Here is a 14,617-nt window from a genome sequence, read left to right on the forward strand (position 1 = left end):
GACAAACTTCATGGATTGCCACGCTCACGTACGTTCGCTCGCAATGACGGAAGTATTTTTACCCAACGTCATTGCGAGAAGCTACTTTAGTAGCGACGAAGCAATCCCAAAAAATAATTAGAAATTGCTTTGCTACCTTGCAATGACGGTGTAATGTTAGTCGGATTAGCTACAAAGTTTAACACAACGATAAAGAACATGAAATTATTATTACATAACACACTAACTCGCAATAAAGAGGTTTTTGTACCGCTAGATAATAATCTAGTGAAAATGTATGTTTGCGGTCCAACTGTCTACGATCACCCCCATATTGGTAACGCTAGGTCCGTAGTAGTATACGATATTTTATATCGCTCACTAAGTAAAATATTTGGTAAAAATCATATAAAATATGTCCGTAATATTACCGACATTGATGACAAAATAATAAATAGAGCCAGAGAACTCAAAATAACTATTGCTGACTTAACAGCCAAAATTACAGAAGAATTTCATTGTAATATGCAATATCTAGGTTGCAAAACACCAAATATCGAACCAAAAGCTACTATGCATATTGATGATATGGTGATGATTATTCAAAAATTACTTGACCTAAAGCATGCTTATATGGCAGATAACCATGTTTATTTTGATATTTCTACCTCTCCAGATTATACAAAATTATCAAATCGTAATCTTAATGAAATGCTAGAAGGAGTACGTATTGAAAATAATCTATCAAAAAAGCACCCCCATGATTTTGTCTTATGGAAACCAGCCAATAAAGATGAAGAAATATTGGCAAATTTTGATAGTCCTTGGGGAAGAGGTAGACCAGGATGGCATATAGAATGTTCAGCGATGAGCTATAAATATCTAGGAGAAAATTTTGATATTCACGGTGGTGGAGCAGATTTAATTTTTCCTCATCATACTAATGAAATAGCACAAAGTACATGTGCTTTCCCGAACTCTTACTTCGCTAAATATTGGGTGCATAATGGATTCTTAACCTGTAATGGTGAAAAAATGAGTAAGTCGCTCAATAATTTTATTACGGTAAAAGATTTGATAGATAAGAAAATCCCAGGTGACGTGATTAGGTTATTGCTAATGAGCAGCCATTACCGCAAACCATTAGATTACAACGATAAGGCTTTAGAAGATGCTAAAAAAACAATAAATTATTGGTATAGAGCGATAGAAAATTTAGATATTAACAAGCTTGATGTTCAGAATGTTCCAGAAGAATTTTGCTCAAGCTTATTTGATGATCTGAACACCCCTCTTGCCATAAAAATAATCAACGATTATGCCAAATTGGTTTTTGCCAGTACCACAGAAGAAGATAAATACCAATATGCGTCTTACTTACTTTCTTGCAGCAATTTTATCGGTCTAATGACCAAGCCAGCTAGCGTGTGGTTCGATTATGCAATAAATGATCAACAGGGCGATCAATTAATTATGCAGCTTATTGCCCAAAGACAACAAGCAAAATTACAAAAAGATTGGCTATTAGCCGATCAAATTCGCCAAGATTTATTGCAAGATGGCATTATTCTAGAAGATAAACCAGATGGATCAACTATTTGGAGAAAAACTTGATTATCAAGAATAAGACGTTTATTAGCGAGTATAGTCAATTCAGGGGAATTTGGGGCTAGGAGCGATGCCTATAAGTAATAGGCAAGCGACGACGTCACCAACTTCTCATCAATTGACTATAGTATTTTTGCTACAACGAAGCAATTTCTAGTTACTTTTTGAATTACTTCGTTGCCTATGTTTCAATGCTTAGATTTATCTATAGCAAAACCTATTGAATTAGGTGCTATGCTGCGTCTGTAAATTCTATGCCATTACCAATAAAAGTAACATACATGTCCCCTAGAACGTTTATGCTATAATGAGAACCATTATAGTAAAGGTTTGCATGACCATTAGGGGCAAAAGAGAAATCGGTGATATGGAAATCATGCCCTCTAAAATAGATAGTATGCCCTCCTGCCCTTACAGTTAATGATTCTCCAAAAGTCGAATCTCTAACAACTACAGCAGGTTCTGCTGCTTCTATTCTTTCTTCTGTTCTCAATATTCTTGGGGTATTTGGTATATTAGGGGCGGTCATAATATTTTCCTATTTAAAAATTATTTTGTGCATTATATATAATTTAATTTTTTACGCAATATCTTATACGTTTTTAAAGATTTTGTCTGAAAAAAGCTGTTCTCTAAGCGTCATTGCGAGCGAACGTATGTGAGCGTGGCAATCCATAAAGCTCGTATAGTCAATTGATGAGAAGTTGGGGACGTTGTCGCTCAATGCTCGCCTATTACTTATAGGCGTCGCTCCATCGTTCCTAGCCCCAAATTCCCCTGAATTGACTATAATATGGATCAACTATGTTTCGCAATAAAAATTTAAATAAATTTGGTGTAAATTTATTATAAAGCTATATAATTAAATCTACTTAAATCAACTGCAGAAGCTATATTTGCTCAGCCATATTCAACAACAAATTATATTATGAAAATCAATGTGGAAATTATTCGCACTTATCAAGATTGGAAAAATCATAAATTTATCAATAAACTATTAGTCAAGAAGGTTGCGTGTGCTATATTAAGTAGATATAAGAATTTTAAAGGAGTTGCAAGGTTTGAGCTAGCGATATTACTAACTGATAATAATGAAATGTTAAATTTGAATAGCCAATTTTGTGGTAAGGGGAAAGCTACAAATGTGCTATCATTTCCTGATATAGAATTAGACTTTCGGCATTTACTTGAATTTACTCCTAATGTAGGTTATATGTATTTGGGAGACATAGCTTTTGGGTATGAAATAATTCAGAGTGAAGCGATAAGTCAAAATAAAAGCTTTAGGGATCATTTTATACATCTTTTGGTACATAGTATTTTGCATTTACTTGGCTTCGATCACCAAAATGACGAAGAAGCAACTATTATGGAAAATTTAGAAATAGAAATATTAAAGGATTTTGCTATTGTTTCTCCATATTAACAATTATGCTAGGTTATGTGAAAAAAGAAGATATTTCCTCTATTAACTCTAAAAAGGCTATGCTTACAAATCCTTCAAAATTTGATATTTTTAAATCTTGGTTCTTTCGTCTGTTTCTTAAAGAAAAGATAGAGGATAATTTTTATTATACTATTAAAAAGCTAAAATCTAACAGCAAGAAAATGGCATTGGAAGAAAAAAAGATTTTTATGAATCTTTTGAAATTTGGTCATAAAACTGTAGAAGATGTAATGATTCCTAGATCTGATATTAAGGCAGTAAAATTAACCACTAGCGTGGAGGAGTTAAGCAAAATACTTAATAGCAAAATACCTCATACTAGAACGTTAGTTTATGATGAAACGTTGGATAATATAATTGGTTTTATTCATATAAAAGATTTGTTTAAGATACTTGTTACTAAGCAAGATATATCGTTGAAAGGAATAATTCGTAAACCTATCATTTCTGCCCCTTCAATGAAATTGATAGATTTATTAGCGAAAATGCGAAGAGATCGTGTGCAGATATCTATAGTTGTTGACGAATATGGTGGAACTGATGGTATTGTCACCATTGAAGATATTATGGAAGAGATAGTTGGTAGAATAGATGATGAGCATGATAAAAAGTCGGATAATGATAATTTCAAAATTATCAATAATAATACCATTTTATCAAATGCTCGAGTGAAGGTTGAGGAGCTTGAATTGGCTCTTGGAGTGAAGTTAAAAACAGAAAATGATGAATTCGATACAATTGGTGGCTTAGTTTTAGCAAAAGTAGGTAATGTGCCTTCGGTTGGTATTAAAATTGATATTGAGGAACAGGTTGAACTTGAAGTAATCGAGGCAGATCCGAGATCACTTAAGCAGGTTAAATTAAAATTAAAAAATGGTGCATTATTACCTAATTATACCTTATGATTATCGCAACTAATTTAGCCATGAGTTATGGTGCAAAAATATTATTTACCGACGTAAATGTTCATATCAAAAATGGTAATAGATATGGGCTTGTTGGAGCGAATGGTGCTGGTAAATCTACTTTTTTTAAAGTTCTAATTAAAGAAGAGGAAGCAAGCATTGGTGAAGTCAATATAGTTAAGAAGGCTCGTATTGGTTGCTTGAAACAAGATCAGTTTCTTTATGAAAATACTTCAATTATTAATACTGTTATTGCTGGTAGAAGCGAATTATGGCAGGCTCTACAAGAAAAGGAAAAAATATTAGGGAAGGAGAAATGTGATGAGGAAAGCGGTTATCGGTTAGGTGAATTGGAACAAATTATTGCTGATAATGATGGATATATCTCAGAAATTTTTGCCATTGAGCTACTTCTAGGTTTAGGGATACAAGAAAAATATCATCATCAACCATTATCCGTTTTATCCGGCGGCTACAAACTTAGAGTATTACTAGCCCAAAGTTTATTCAACAATCCTGATATATTATTACTTGATGAGCCGACCAACCATCTTGATATAGTATCGATTTATTGGCTAGAAAATTATCTAAAACAAAAATTCAAAGGTGCTTTAGTATTTATTTCGCACGATTTGACTTTTCTTAATAATATTTCTACCCATATTTTGGATATAGATTACGGTACCATCAAAACTTATACTGGTAATTATGATATTTTTATTCGTGATAAACAGCTAATTGCCGATCAAAAGCTTAAGGATCTTACTAATATAGAGAAAAAAATTGCTACTATGCAGGTTTTTGTTGATAAATTCCGGGCTTCCGCTAACAGAGCTAAGCAAAGTAGCTCACGAGAAAAGCAAATAGAGAAAATGGAATTACCTGATATACAAAAAAGTTCACGTATTAGCCCGTATTTTAATTTTAAGCAAAAAAGACCATCTGGAAAATTAGCGCTACAAGTTAAGGGTATTTCTAAAAATTATGAGAATAAAAAAATATTAAATAATGTAAGTTTTACTGTAACAAGAGGAGAAAAAATTGTTATTATTGGTCCAAATGGTATTGGTAAATCTACTTTACTAAAAATCCTTCTTGGTAAAATATTCTCAGATTTGGGAAGTTATGAATGGGGATACGAAACTCAAATTTCTTATTTTGCTCAGGATCATCATGAATTACTCAATGAAAATATCAACGTTATTGATTGGTTATCCAACCAAATACCTACTGAGAATGACAATACGTTGCGTAGTATATTAGGTCAATTATTATTCCGTAAAGATGAAGTAACTAAGAATATTTTAAATTTGAGTGGTGGAGAAGGAGCTCGTTTATTATTAGCCAAAATTATCTTAGAAGAAAGTAATATATTGGTATTAGATGAACCAACCAATCACTTAGATATTGAATCTAAGCATATGCTAAAAAATTCACTAATTAACTACCCAGGTACTCTAATATTGGTAACTCATGATAGAGATTTTGCTAGCAGTATAGCCACAAGGATTATTGCACTATCCCGCCAAACTATTACTGATTTTAAAGGTAAATATCAGGAATATTTAGCTAAATATAGCAATGATTACTTAGATAGTAACTGGGTATTGGCAAATAAGGCGGGGAAGTAGTCTATTAAGTTTTTTGTAGACTTATAGTCAATTGATGAGAAGCTGGTGACGTCGTCACTCAATGCTCGCCTATTACTTATAGGCGTCGCTCCATCGCTCCTAGCCCCAAATTCCCCTAAATTGACTATAGCACATAAGCGTCAGTTTAAGAAAGCAATAATTGAAAAACCATCGTTGAAAGGAAGCCTTAAGCTGATGAAGCAATCCAGAAAAGTGATTAAAAAGATATGATTTTTGCCGGAATAGTGTAGCTATTTCAAGAAAACCATGTTTATTCGTAGCCAAAAAGAGCCAAATATGGAATTACTTTCATTATCGCAGCCAGCCTCCTAGGACGTTTTAGCTTTCTTGCCCGAATTAATAATCCTTTCATATAATATTCGGGTTAATGGGTTATACATAAGAAACAACAAAAACATAGTTGAATTATATTCAAAATATATTATAAGTTTTAGTTACAAGAAAAATAATATAGTCAATGTCAAAATTAAAAAATTGTATATACAAAGTTTTTTCCAAAAAAGAAAATAAAGCAAATACTATACTGGTATGTTGGGATTTTGATTGCACTGTAGTAAACGGGCATATTCATTCTTTATTAAAACATAAAAATTTTCAACCTATAACATATGAAAATTGCCTTATTATAAACGGTAGCATAGAAGAAGGGTATACAATAAATAGTACTTATGATCCACATCAAATTCAAGAGATAATGAAACCATTATTACGTTCTGATAAGTTTGGATTAAACCACCGTGATCAATTAAAAGATACGTTTAATTATTTATTAAACAAAGGTTATAAAGTGGCTATTACTTCTCATACCCGATATCCTGATACAATTAAACCAGCATTAAAAAAAATGGGCTTAACTGAGAAACAAATTGAAAAAATCGATATAATAACAGGCGTTCCCACAGGCGGAATAAAAATGGGAAAGAACTTACATATTGAAGAGGCAATGAGGCTTAATGGTATTACAGACTACTTCAATGTAGTATTAGTAGATGATGATGTACGTAATTTAAATGAAGCACAAAAAATAGGTGTGCATGCTATTTTAGTAGGTTCAGATATTAAAGGCAATATGTTATCACTTATTAAAGGGATAAAGTATCAAAAAGTTACTGATACTGGAGAATTTAATAATATATCTAAGGCGCATCAATCGAATCAAATCGAAGATAACTCGAACATATTAGATTCTGAAATTCCTAAATCAGTACAAAAATATCTTCACGTAAGTATGCAACCAATACAAGTGCATAATTACAGTAATGTAATTGAAGAATTAGACCCCCAATTACTGGGAACAGAAGAGCCAACGGCATCATTGATACCATACATTATTTAATTCTGATTTAGAGCAGCACTATAGTCAATTCAGGAGAATTTGGGGGCTAGGAGCGATGGAGCGACGCCTATAAGTAATGGCTTTGTTGCATGAATCAGATTTTGAAAGTGTTGTTTAATTTTTGTCAAAAATCAGGCAAATTTTTTGGTATCCGGCATGCCGAGTTTTGTCATGATATTAAGAATATTAGCAGCTACTTTACTTTCGGTTTTTTGGTTTAAAAAAGTTCTAGATTTTAATTTGTTTCCTATAATTGATTTGTAACGGTAGATAGCGTTTTCTGCTTTGGCTCGCCTGCCGTAGTTGGTATGTTTTTGCCATCGCTTTCGTCCTTGTTCCATAAGACGAATATTGTCTAATCTTAATTTAGAGTCATCGGGCATTTCTGCTCTGAACCCTAAGTTTGGCGGTACTACTGCTTTTATAGGAATTTCATTACCATGTTGATTCTGATGGGCGATTAATGCTTTGTATGTAGAGGGTTGGTCATATGCTCCGTCAGCTAGTACGGTATCTATTGGACTATCAATTTCCTCAAGTAATGTGCCTATCGTAGCACAATCACTAATATTGTGAGTCGTTAATTCAGAGCTTGCAATATATCCGTTTTCATCAACAGCGATATGAAGCTTTCTCCACGATTTCCTTGCTTTCAGTGCGTATTTTTCTTCCTGCCACTCCTGCTCGCCGTAAATCTTTATACCGGTACTATCGACGCAAAGCGTTACGGGATCACGATTTGCCCTACGGTGCCGTGACACTTTAAGTTTTTTTGTTCTTCTTGAAATAGTAGTATAATCAGGCGTTTTGAGCTCGAGATTCAGCAGTTTTATAATTGATTCTACAAAACCTTCGGTTTGCCGTAAATGCTGTTTGTATACTAATCCAAGCCTCACGCATGTCTCAATAGCAAGATCGGAATAGATCGCTTGACCGCCCCGCTTCTTATGTACGGATACGGGATTATTCCATTTTGCTACCGCTTCCCCTGAAAACCAAATTATTAGACTACCACGATTTTTTAATGATTGATCGTACTCACGTGAATTACTGATTTTGTATTTAGCTCGGGCAAATTTATGACGATAAGGATATTGGTGTTTGTTCGGCATATTTACCTTAAAAAAAGAGGATATCTTAACTCCTTAACTTTACTATTTCCACTGCTTTTTTTATTTATTCAAAAACTCGATTTACTCCAAATTCCGATTCATGCAACAAAGCCATCTACCGTTACAAATCAATTATAGGAAACAAATTAAAATCTAGAACTTTTTTAAACCAAAAAACCGAAAGTAAAGTAGCTGCTAATATTCTTAATATCATGACAAAACTCGGCATGCCGGATACCAAAAAATTTGCCTGATTTTTGACAAAAATTAAACAACACTTTCAAAATCTGATTCATGCAACAAAGCCAATAGACAGCACAATGGGTGCTTATTCGGCACTAATTCAGGTTGATTGACTATATCTCTTGCCTAAAACTCGCTTACCTATTATTTATTGTCCTCATTTTTCAAATTATTTGAGTATACTATACAAATAGTATATGTTAGAATGAAAGATAAAAATAGCAACAAAATCAACTAATTTATAATATGGAATTTGATCCTAATCTACTATCTCGTATACAATTTGCTTTTACTGTAAGCTTCCATATAATTTTCCCGTCCTTCACAATTGGTCTTGCTAGCTGGCTGGCTGTAGTAGAAGGGTTATGGCTCAAAACTGGCAATAATATTTACCAAGAAATATATAAATTTTGGATTAAGATTTTTGCTATTACCTTTGGTATGGGGGTAGTATCCGGCGTTGTTCTATCTTACCAAATTGGTACTAATTGGTCAGGTTTCTCTGATAAGGTAGGTAATGTACTTGGACCACTTCTCGGTTTTGAAGTGCTTGCTGCCTTCTTTTTGGAATCGTCTTTTCTTGGAGTGATGTTGTTTGGTTGGAATAAAGTTAGTAAGAAAATGCATTTTGCTGCTACTTTAATCGTGGCAATTGGTACAATTATCTCTGCCTTTTGGATTCTGTCAGCTAATAGCTGGATGCAAACTCCTACTGGTTATGAAGTACGAGCCGATAATATTTTATATCCAACAAATTGGTTAGAAATTATTTTTAATCCTTCATTTCCATATCGTTTCTGTCATATGATTGTTGCATCATACTTAACTACAGCCTTTGTTATTGGTGGCGTCGCTGCTTGGTATCTTGTACAGAGAAAATTTGTTGCCCATGCTAAAATCATGTTTGGTATGGCAATGTTGATGGCAGTATTTGTTGCTCCAATACAGCTTTTTATTGGCGACCAACACGGGTTAAATACCCTAGAACATCAGCCTGCAAAAATTGCTGCTATGGAAGGTATTTGGGATACAGAAAAAGGTGCTGCCCTTAGGGTCTTTGGCTGGCCATCAGCTCAAGAAGAAACAACAAAATATACGATAGATATTCCAAAAATTGCTAGTTTAATACTGACCCATAGCTTAGATGGAGAAGTACAAGGGCTAAAAGAATGGTCAAAAGAAAATCGCCCCCCAGTATTAATAGTATTTTTATGTTTCCGAATAATGGTAGGAATCGGTATGTTGATGATAATTACTGGGGTGATTGCCGTAGTCTTATATTTACGTAAAAGATTGTTTGATACTAAATGGTTCCAATATTGGTGTATGTTGATGACGCCAACTGGCTTTGTAGCCGTGTTGTCCGGATGGTTTGTTACGGAAATTGGTAGACAACCTTATATAGTATATAATATAATCAGAACATCTGAAGCATCTTCACCAGTACTAGGGCAATATATCTTTACTTCATTAATTGCCTTTGTGATAGTTTATGTTTTTATATTTGGCAGTGCCACTTATTATATTATAGATTTAATAAAGAAAGGACCTACTATAATAACAAAAGAAGAGACATATGGTTTCCACAGTTTAGGAAATCCAATAGAGGATACTGTCTACGATAACTAATTAGTTATATTTTGAGCTATAGTTAATTGATGAGAAGTTGGGAACGTTGTTGCTCAATGCTCCTAGTCCCAAATTTTCCTGAATTGACTATAGGTCAGAATGGGTAGAAGAGACTAAAACAATGAGAGGTAGGGGCTTATATGGATAAATTCATCAGGACACCAATGCACCCATGCGAGAATGACATTAAATGGCTACCAAATCTTTTTCTTATTAAGAAAATCACCAAAGATACCAAACAAAATTATTCGGTCAATTCTCCTCTTATAGTTAATGATCATTTGGAATATGGTAGAATATTTCATAAGATTCTAGAAGATGCCGTAAAGATTAATGATTTTTCTAGTATGAACACCCACCCATTTATTGATAAATTACCAACAATGTTACAAGAGAAAATTCACAAAAATATTGACAAGTTACTGAATAATTTAGAATTTATGGCACTTATTTCTCAAGAGCTAAAAACTGAAGTACCGATAGGGATAAGTCTAAATGATGATGTTAAGATAGGAAGGATTGATTTACTTGCCATCGATAGGGGAAAGTTAACCATTATTGATTATAAATCCGATGCTAATCCACCTAAAAATTGTCAACTAGTTAAGGAGTCTTATATTGATCAATTGAATTTTTACCGACATCTAGTAGCCAAGTTGTATCCTGACAATCAAATTATTTGCAAAATTTTATGGCTAGAAGATGCCAGTTTTATGGCTATTATGTAAGACATATAGCAAAGATGGAGTTCATACCCTACAATTTTTTATTTATTTCCTTATGATGAGTAAAAAAGCTTACTGCTAAGCGTCATTGCGAGAAGTTGCTTTAGCAACGACGAAGCAATCCATAAGAATTAGTATAGATACATCAAGACTATATGGATTGCTTCGTTGTGCGGTTTACGCACTCCTTGCAATGACGCAAGTTTGTATGAATAAATACTAATCAGGTTAGCTATATATGTTGATATTAATAGAATAATTTGCTATATATAGGCAAAATCCAAACTGTAGTAAAAGTGATTGAATTAGGTACTATCCTTATTCCTAGGAGGTTGCCTGCAATAACTAAAGCAATTATATTAATGCGGTCGTGGCGAAATTGGTAGACGCGCAGCCTTGAGGGGGCTGTTCTTAACAGAGTGGAAGTTCAAGTCTTCTCGACCGCACCAATTATAGTCAATTCATAGGCGAGCGACGACATCGCCAACTTCTCATCAATTGACTATAACCCAGTTGCCATTGCCCGTCAATTGCAGAGGGCGTAAGCCGACAAAAATTTGTGCTAACGAGGAGTTATGCAGAATCTACCAAAAAATATGTTACCGATCCATCAAAACCAATTTGATGCAACATTTGAACAAATTAATAATCTCCTGAATAATGATGAGGTTGGTAAAGCCGTGAAGATTATGGCTAATCTCCATTATGCAGATCTTGCAGATTTTTTAGATAATATAAATCAGAAAACATATAAAATAATTCTTCCATTATTACAGGATACACTAAAACCTGAGACTTTAGTGCAGCTTAGTGTAAGTAGAAAACCCCTAATAATCCAAATTTTGGGTATAGAAAAAACTGTACATTTAATTAATCAACTTGCTATAGAAGACGCTGTTGAAGTTATAGAAGATCTTGATGATATAACCAAAGAAATGATCTTAGATAACCTCAAAGTAGAAAAAAGACAACAAATTATCGAAGGGTGTACTTATCCAGAAAATACTGTTGGTAGAGTAATTGAAAGACATTTTGTATCATTTCAGGAGGATTGGACAGTAGCTAGAGCTATAGATTTTATTAGAGAACAACATATAGCCCAAGATTTTCATGCTGCTATTGTGATAGATAGTAAATATCGCCCTATAGGTAGTATACTCCTAAGCACTTTACTTAAGCATAAGGGGGATGAATTAGTAAAAGAGCTTATGAACCCTGAGTTTAAAATTACCGATCTCTTTACCAACTTAAGTGAATTAAGCTTTATTTTCAAACAATATGCTTTAACAATTGTACCAGTGGTCAATAAAAGCGGTAAGCTAATAGGTACCATTTCAATAGACAATATGCTCTATATCATTGAACAGCAAACAGAAAAAGATATAATGTCACTTGGGGGCGTCCATACCCAAGATACATTCTACAATCTATTTTATACTGTAAGGCATAGATTTCTTTGGTTATTTCTCCATCTAATTACCGCCTGTATGACGTCGATAATCATTAACCAATTCAGTATGACCATTGCTAAATTTATAGCACTAGCAGCTATCATGCCTATTGTTGCTTCTATGGGAGGAAATGCTGGAACCCAAGCCATGACTGTAACAGTTAGAGCCCTTGCCAACAAAGATATTCACCATAGTAACGTACTGAAAGTAATCCTTAAGGAAGTAGTTGTATGTGGATTTAATGGTTCTATATTAGCATTAGTTGGGGCATTGTTAATCTTAGTAATGCTTTCTGATCCACAGATTAGCTTAATTTTTTCCGTAGCTGTTATCCTAACTTTCTTAATTGCTGGTCTTTTTGGTTCGGCAATACCAATTACTCTACATTATTTAAATATTGATCCCGCCACTGGTTCGGGTGTATTTCTGACCACCATAACCGATTCATTTGCATTCTTTACCTTCTTAACTTTAGCTTATACCTTTTTGGTATAGAATCATGTTATTAATTTTAAAAAGTCTGTTGTATATGAGTGCAAGAAGTGCGATAATATAGTAATAATTAAAATAGTTATTTAATTTTATGAAATTAATAAAGCTTTTCTTCCTTATTATATGTTCTTTTTTGATAGTTGGTTGTGATAACAAGCCTCAGGAAAAGAACTTAATAGTTGCGACTTCCGCAGATAATCCCCCTTACGAATTTATTCAAAATGGGCAAATAGTGGGACTTGACATTGATATTATTAATGCTATAGGAGAAAAATTAGAGAAGAAAGTTATAATTAAAAATTTTGATTTTAATGGCTTACTTGCATCCTTAGCTAGTGAAAATGTTGATATAGTAATTGCTGGATTAACAGTGACTGAAGAACGTAAGAAACACATTAGCTTTTCAGCCCCTTATGTAACAACTAACGTATCAGTATTATATAGAACAGCAGATGATTTAAAAAATGTTGGAGATTTGGATAATAAAATTGTTGGTGTGCAACTTGGTACAACATGGGCAGTGATAGTTCAGGATTTAGCCAAACAGTTTAATATTAGAACAAATTATTTGTCAAATAATTTAATGCTAGTCGAAGAATTGAAATCGAAAGTTGTAGATGTGGTAGTATTAGAGGAATCGCAATCTAAGAAATTTATTGAGAATAATCCTGATCTTGCTAGTTTTAGTTTAACAGAATTCTCATCTGAGCTTGCTATCGCTATGCCAAAAGATTCTAAACTTGTTGAAAATATTGATAAAGCTATTAGTGAATTAAAAAAAGATGGTACAATTAGTCGCATTACTAAAAAATGGCTGCAATAGTGGATTCTGAACAATTTAAACAAGCTCTTAGCACTTTGCCTACGGGTGTTACTATTATTACTACTTTATACAATAACAAGCTATTTGGTTTTACGGCAGACTCTTTTACCTCGGTTTCCTTGTTACCGCCATTGGTATTGTTTTGTATTAATAAAAAATCCTTTAGTATGAGTGCTTTTACTGGTAGTGAGTATTTTGCTGTTAGTGTTCTAGCTGAAAATCAAGAGGATATTTCTAGACATTTTTCTAAGTTTAATACTGATAAATTTGCTGGTATTTCATATAATTTAGGACAAATTACTAATTGCCCTTTGATTGAAGGAGCAGTTTGCCATATTGAGTGCAACAAATTTAGTCAATATGAAGTGGGGGATCATGTTATATTGGTTGGTAAAGTGATAAGTACTATGGTAAAAAGTAATTTAAAACCATTGGTGCATTGTTTAAGGCAATATAGAGAGTTAAAATGATTTCTATAGGTATTTGTGGTGCTACCGGTAAAATGGGGCAGATGATAATTAAAAAAATGCATGGATTAAATAGCTGTACGCTTTCTGCTACATTTTCTAGAAAAAATAGCATAAGGGATTTTGCTGAATTTTGTCAAAATTCTGAGGTGATTATTGACTTTTCTAGTAGCGAGATATTGGACAAACTGCTTGATTATGCCATTATGTACAACAACAAATTAGTTATTGGTACTACTGGTCTGACTAACTATCAACTTGATCGTTTACATGAAGTTTCCAAAAGTCTAGCAATATTTTATTCAGCTAATATGAGTTTAGGGGCAAATTTACTAGCGATGCTAGCGAAAAAGGCGGCAGAAATTCTAGATAATACTTACGATATAGAGATTTTAGATTGTCACCATCGTATGAAAAAGGATGCTCCGTCTGGTACGGCGATAATGTTAGGTAAGGCTGTGGCAAAAGTTAGAAATTTAGATTTTAATCAATGTGCGATCTTTGATCGTACTGTAAAAGGACAAAGACAGGCTGGTGAAATTGGCATTACTTCTATTAGAGGTGGGCGTTTGCATGGAGAACACGAAGTATTATTTTTAGGAGATAACCAAACCATTACTCTGAAACATCATGGGTCAAGAGAGTCCTTTGCTGATGGGGCAATTCAGGCGGCAATCTGGATATCTGATAAACCACCGGCTCTTTATTCAATGAGCGATATGTTGCCATCTCTTCAAAAGTTTTAACA

Annotated in this window: 14 protein-coding genes and 1 tRNA gene; 12 read left to right on the top strand and 3 right to left on the bottom strand. The window is 33.5% G+C overall.

Translation table 11 applies throughout. The features are described from left to right. The first annotated feature begins 198 nt into the window (after positions 1-198). Positions 199-1,593: a cysteine--tRNA ligase gene (gene cysS, locus ACQH6S_RS03445; protein WP_425360887.1), complete on the top strand. Its 1,395-nt coding sequence runs from the start codon at positions 199-201 to the stop codon at positions 1,591-1,593. 226 nt (positions 1,594-1,819) lie between these two features. On the opposite strand, the gene ACQH6S_RS03450 is transcribed toward cysS, so the two are convergent. Then, a complete protein-coding gene (locus ACQH6S_RS03450) occupies positions 1,820-2,116 on the bottom strand; it encodes a hypothetical protein (protein ID WP_425360094.1) in 297 nt (98 codons plus the stop codon). Between the two features lie 63 nt (positions 2,117-2,179). Beyond that, a complete protein-coding gene (locus ACQH6S_RS03455) occupies positions 2,180-2,389 on the bottom strand; it encodes a palindromic element RPE2 domain-containing protein (RefSeq protein ID WP_094649301.1) in 210 nt (69 codons plus the stop codon). Positions 2,390-2,515: 126 nt separating this feature from the next. On the opposite strand from ACQH6S_RS03455, the gene ybeY reads away from it, so the two are divergent. The 4 genes from ybeY (at position 2,516) to ACQH6S_RS03475 (ending at position 6,927) form a co-directional block, all read left to right on the top strand. After that, the gene (gene ybeY / locus ACQH6S_RS03460) at positions 2,516-3,013 is read left to right on the top strand and encodes an rRNA maturation RNase YbeY (RefSeq protein ID WP_425360093.1); all 498 of its coding nucleotides are present in this window, start codon (positions 2,516-2,518) and stop codon (positions 3,011-3,013) included. 59 nt (positions 3,014-3,072) lie between these two features. Continuing rightward, positions 3,073-3,939, top strand: coding sequence for a hemolysin family protein (locus ACQH6S_RS03465; protein WP_425360886.1), 867 nt, complete (start codon positions 3,073-3,075; stop codon positions 3,937-3,939). Between the two features lie 20 nt (positions 3,940-3,959). After that, positions 3,960-5,570, top strand: a complete 1,611-nt coding sequence (locus ACQH6S_RS03470) for an ABC-F family ATP-binding cassette domain-containing protein (protein ID WP_425364686.1) — start codon at positions 3,960-3,962, stop codon at positions 5,568-5,570. Positions 5,571-6,048: 478 nt separating this feature from the next. Beyond that, positions 6,049-6,927, top strand: coding sequence for an HAD family hydrolase (locus ACQH6S_RS03475; RefSeq protein ID WP_425360091.1), 879 nt, complete (start codon positions 6,049-6,051; stop codon positions 6,925-6,927). A gap of 131 nt (positions 6,928-7,058) precedes the next feature. Here ACQH6S_RS03475 and ACQH6S_RS03480 read toward each other — a convergent pair whose 3' ends face one another. Beyond that, the gene (locus tag ACQH6S_RS03480; RefSeq protein WP_094649552.1) at positions 7,059-8,039 is read right to left on the bottom strand and encodes an IS5 family transposase; all 981 of its coding nucleotides are present in this window, start codon (positions 8,037-8,039) and stop codon (positions 7,059-7,061) included. Positions 8,040-8,528: 489 nt separating this feature from the next. Between ACQH6S_RS03480 and ACQH6S_RS03485 the strand changes: the two genes are divergently transcribed. From ACQH6S_RS03485 to dapB, 7 genes are all read left to right on the top strand, one after another. Next, complete coding sequence (locus tag ACQH6S_RS03485) at positions 8,529-9,911, top strand: cytochrome ubiquinol oxidase subunit I (protein WP_425360501.1); 1,383 nt, start codon at positions 8,529-8,531, stop codon at positions 9,909-9,911. A 140-nt stretch (positions 9,912-10,051) separates the two neighbouring features. Then, positions 10,052-10,639 carry a PD-(D/E)XK nuclease family protein gene (locus ACQH6S_RS03490; RefSeq protein WP_341749096.1) on the top strand — a complete coding sequence of 196 codons (588 nt, stop codon included), beginning with the start codon at positions 10,052-10,054 and terminating at the stop codon, positions 10,637-10,639. Between the two features lie 361 nt (positions 10,640-11,000). Further along, a tRNA-Leu gene (locus ACQH6S_RS03495) sits at positions 11,001-11,085 on the top strand. 126 nt (positions 11,086-11,211) lie between these two features. After that, on the top strand, positions 11,212-12,582 hold the full coding sequence (gene mgtE, locus ACQH6S_RS03500; RefSeq protein ID WP_094648649.1) for a magnesium transporter: 1,371 nt from the start codon (positions 11,212-11,214) through the stop codon (positions 12,580-12,582). A gap of 88 nt (positions 12,583-12,670) precedes the next feature. Continuing rightward, complete coding sequence (locus ACQH6S_RS03505) at positions 12,671-13,402, top strand: ABC transporter substrate-binding protein (protein ID WP_094648650.1); 732 nt, start codon at positions 12,671-12,673, stop codon at positions 13,400-13,402. Continuing rightward, entirely contained in the window at positions 13,390-13,872 is a 483-nt protein-coding gene (locus ACQH6S_RS03510; RefSeq protein WP_375330185.1) for a flavin reductase family protein, read from the top strand. Before ACQH6S_RS03505 ends, ACQH6S_RS03510 begins: the two co-directional genes overlap by 13 nt. Continuing rightward, entirely contained in the window at positions 13,869-14,615 is a 747-nt protein-coding gene (dapB, locus tag ACQH6S_RS03515; protein WP_425360502.1) for a 4-hydroxy-tetrahydrodipicolinate reductase, read from the top strand. The genes ACQH6S_RS03510 and dapB overlap by 4 nt, the downstream gene beginning before the upstream one ends. Positions 14,616-14,617 lie beyond the last annotated feature (2 nt).

It is taken from the genome of Candidatus Tisiphia endosymbiont of Mystacides longicornis, assembly GCF_964031095.1.
In the GTDB taxonomy this organism is placed as follows: Bacteria; Pseudomonadota; Alphaproteobacteria; order Rickettsiales; family Rickettsiaceae; genus Tisiphia.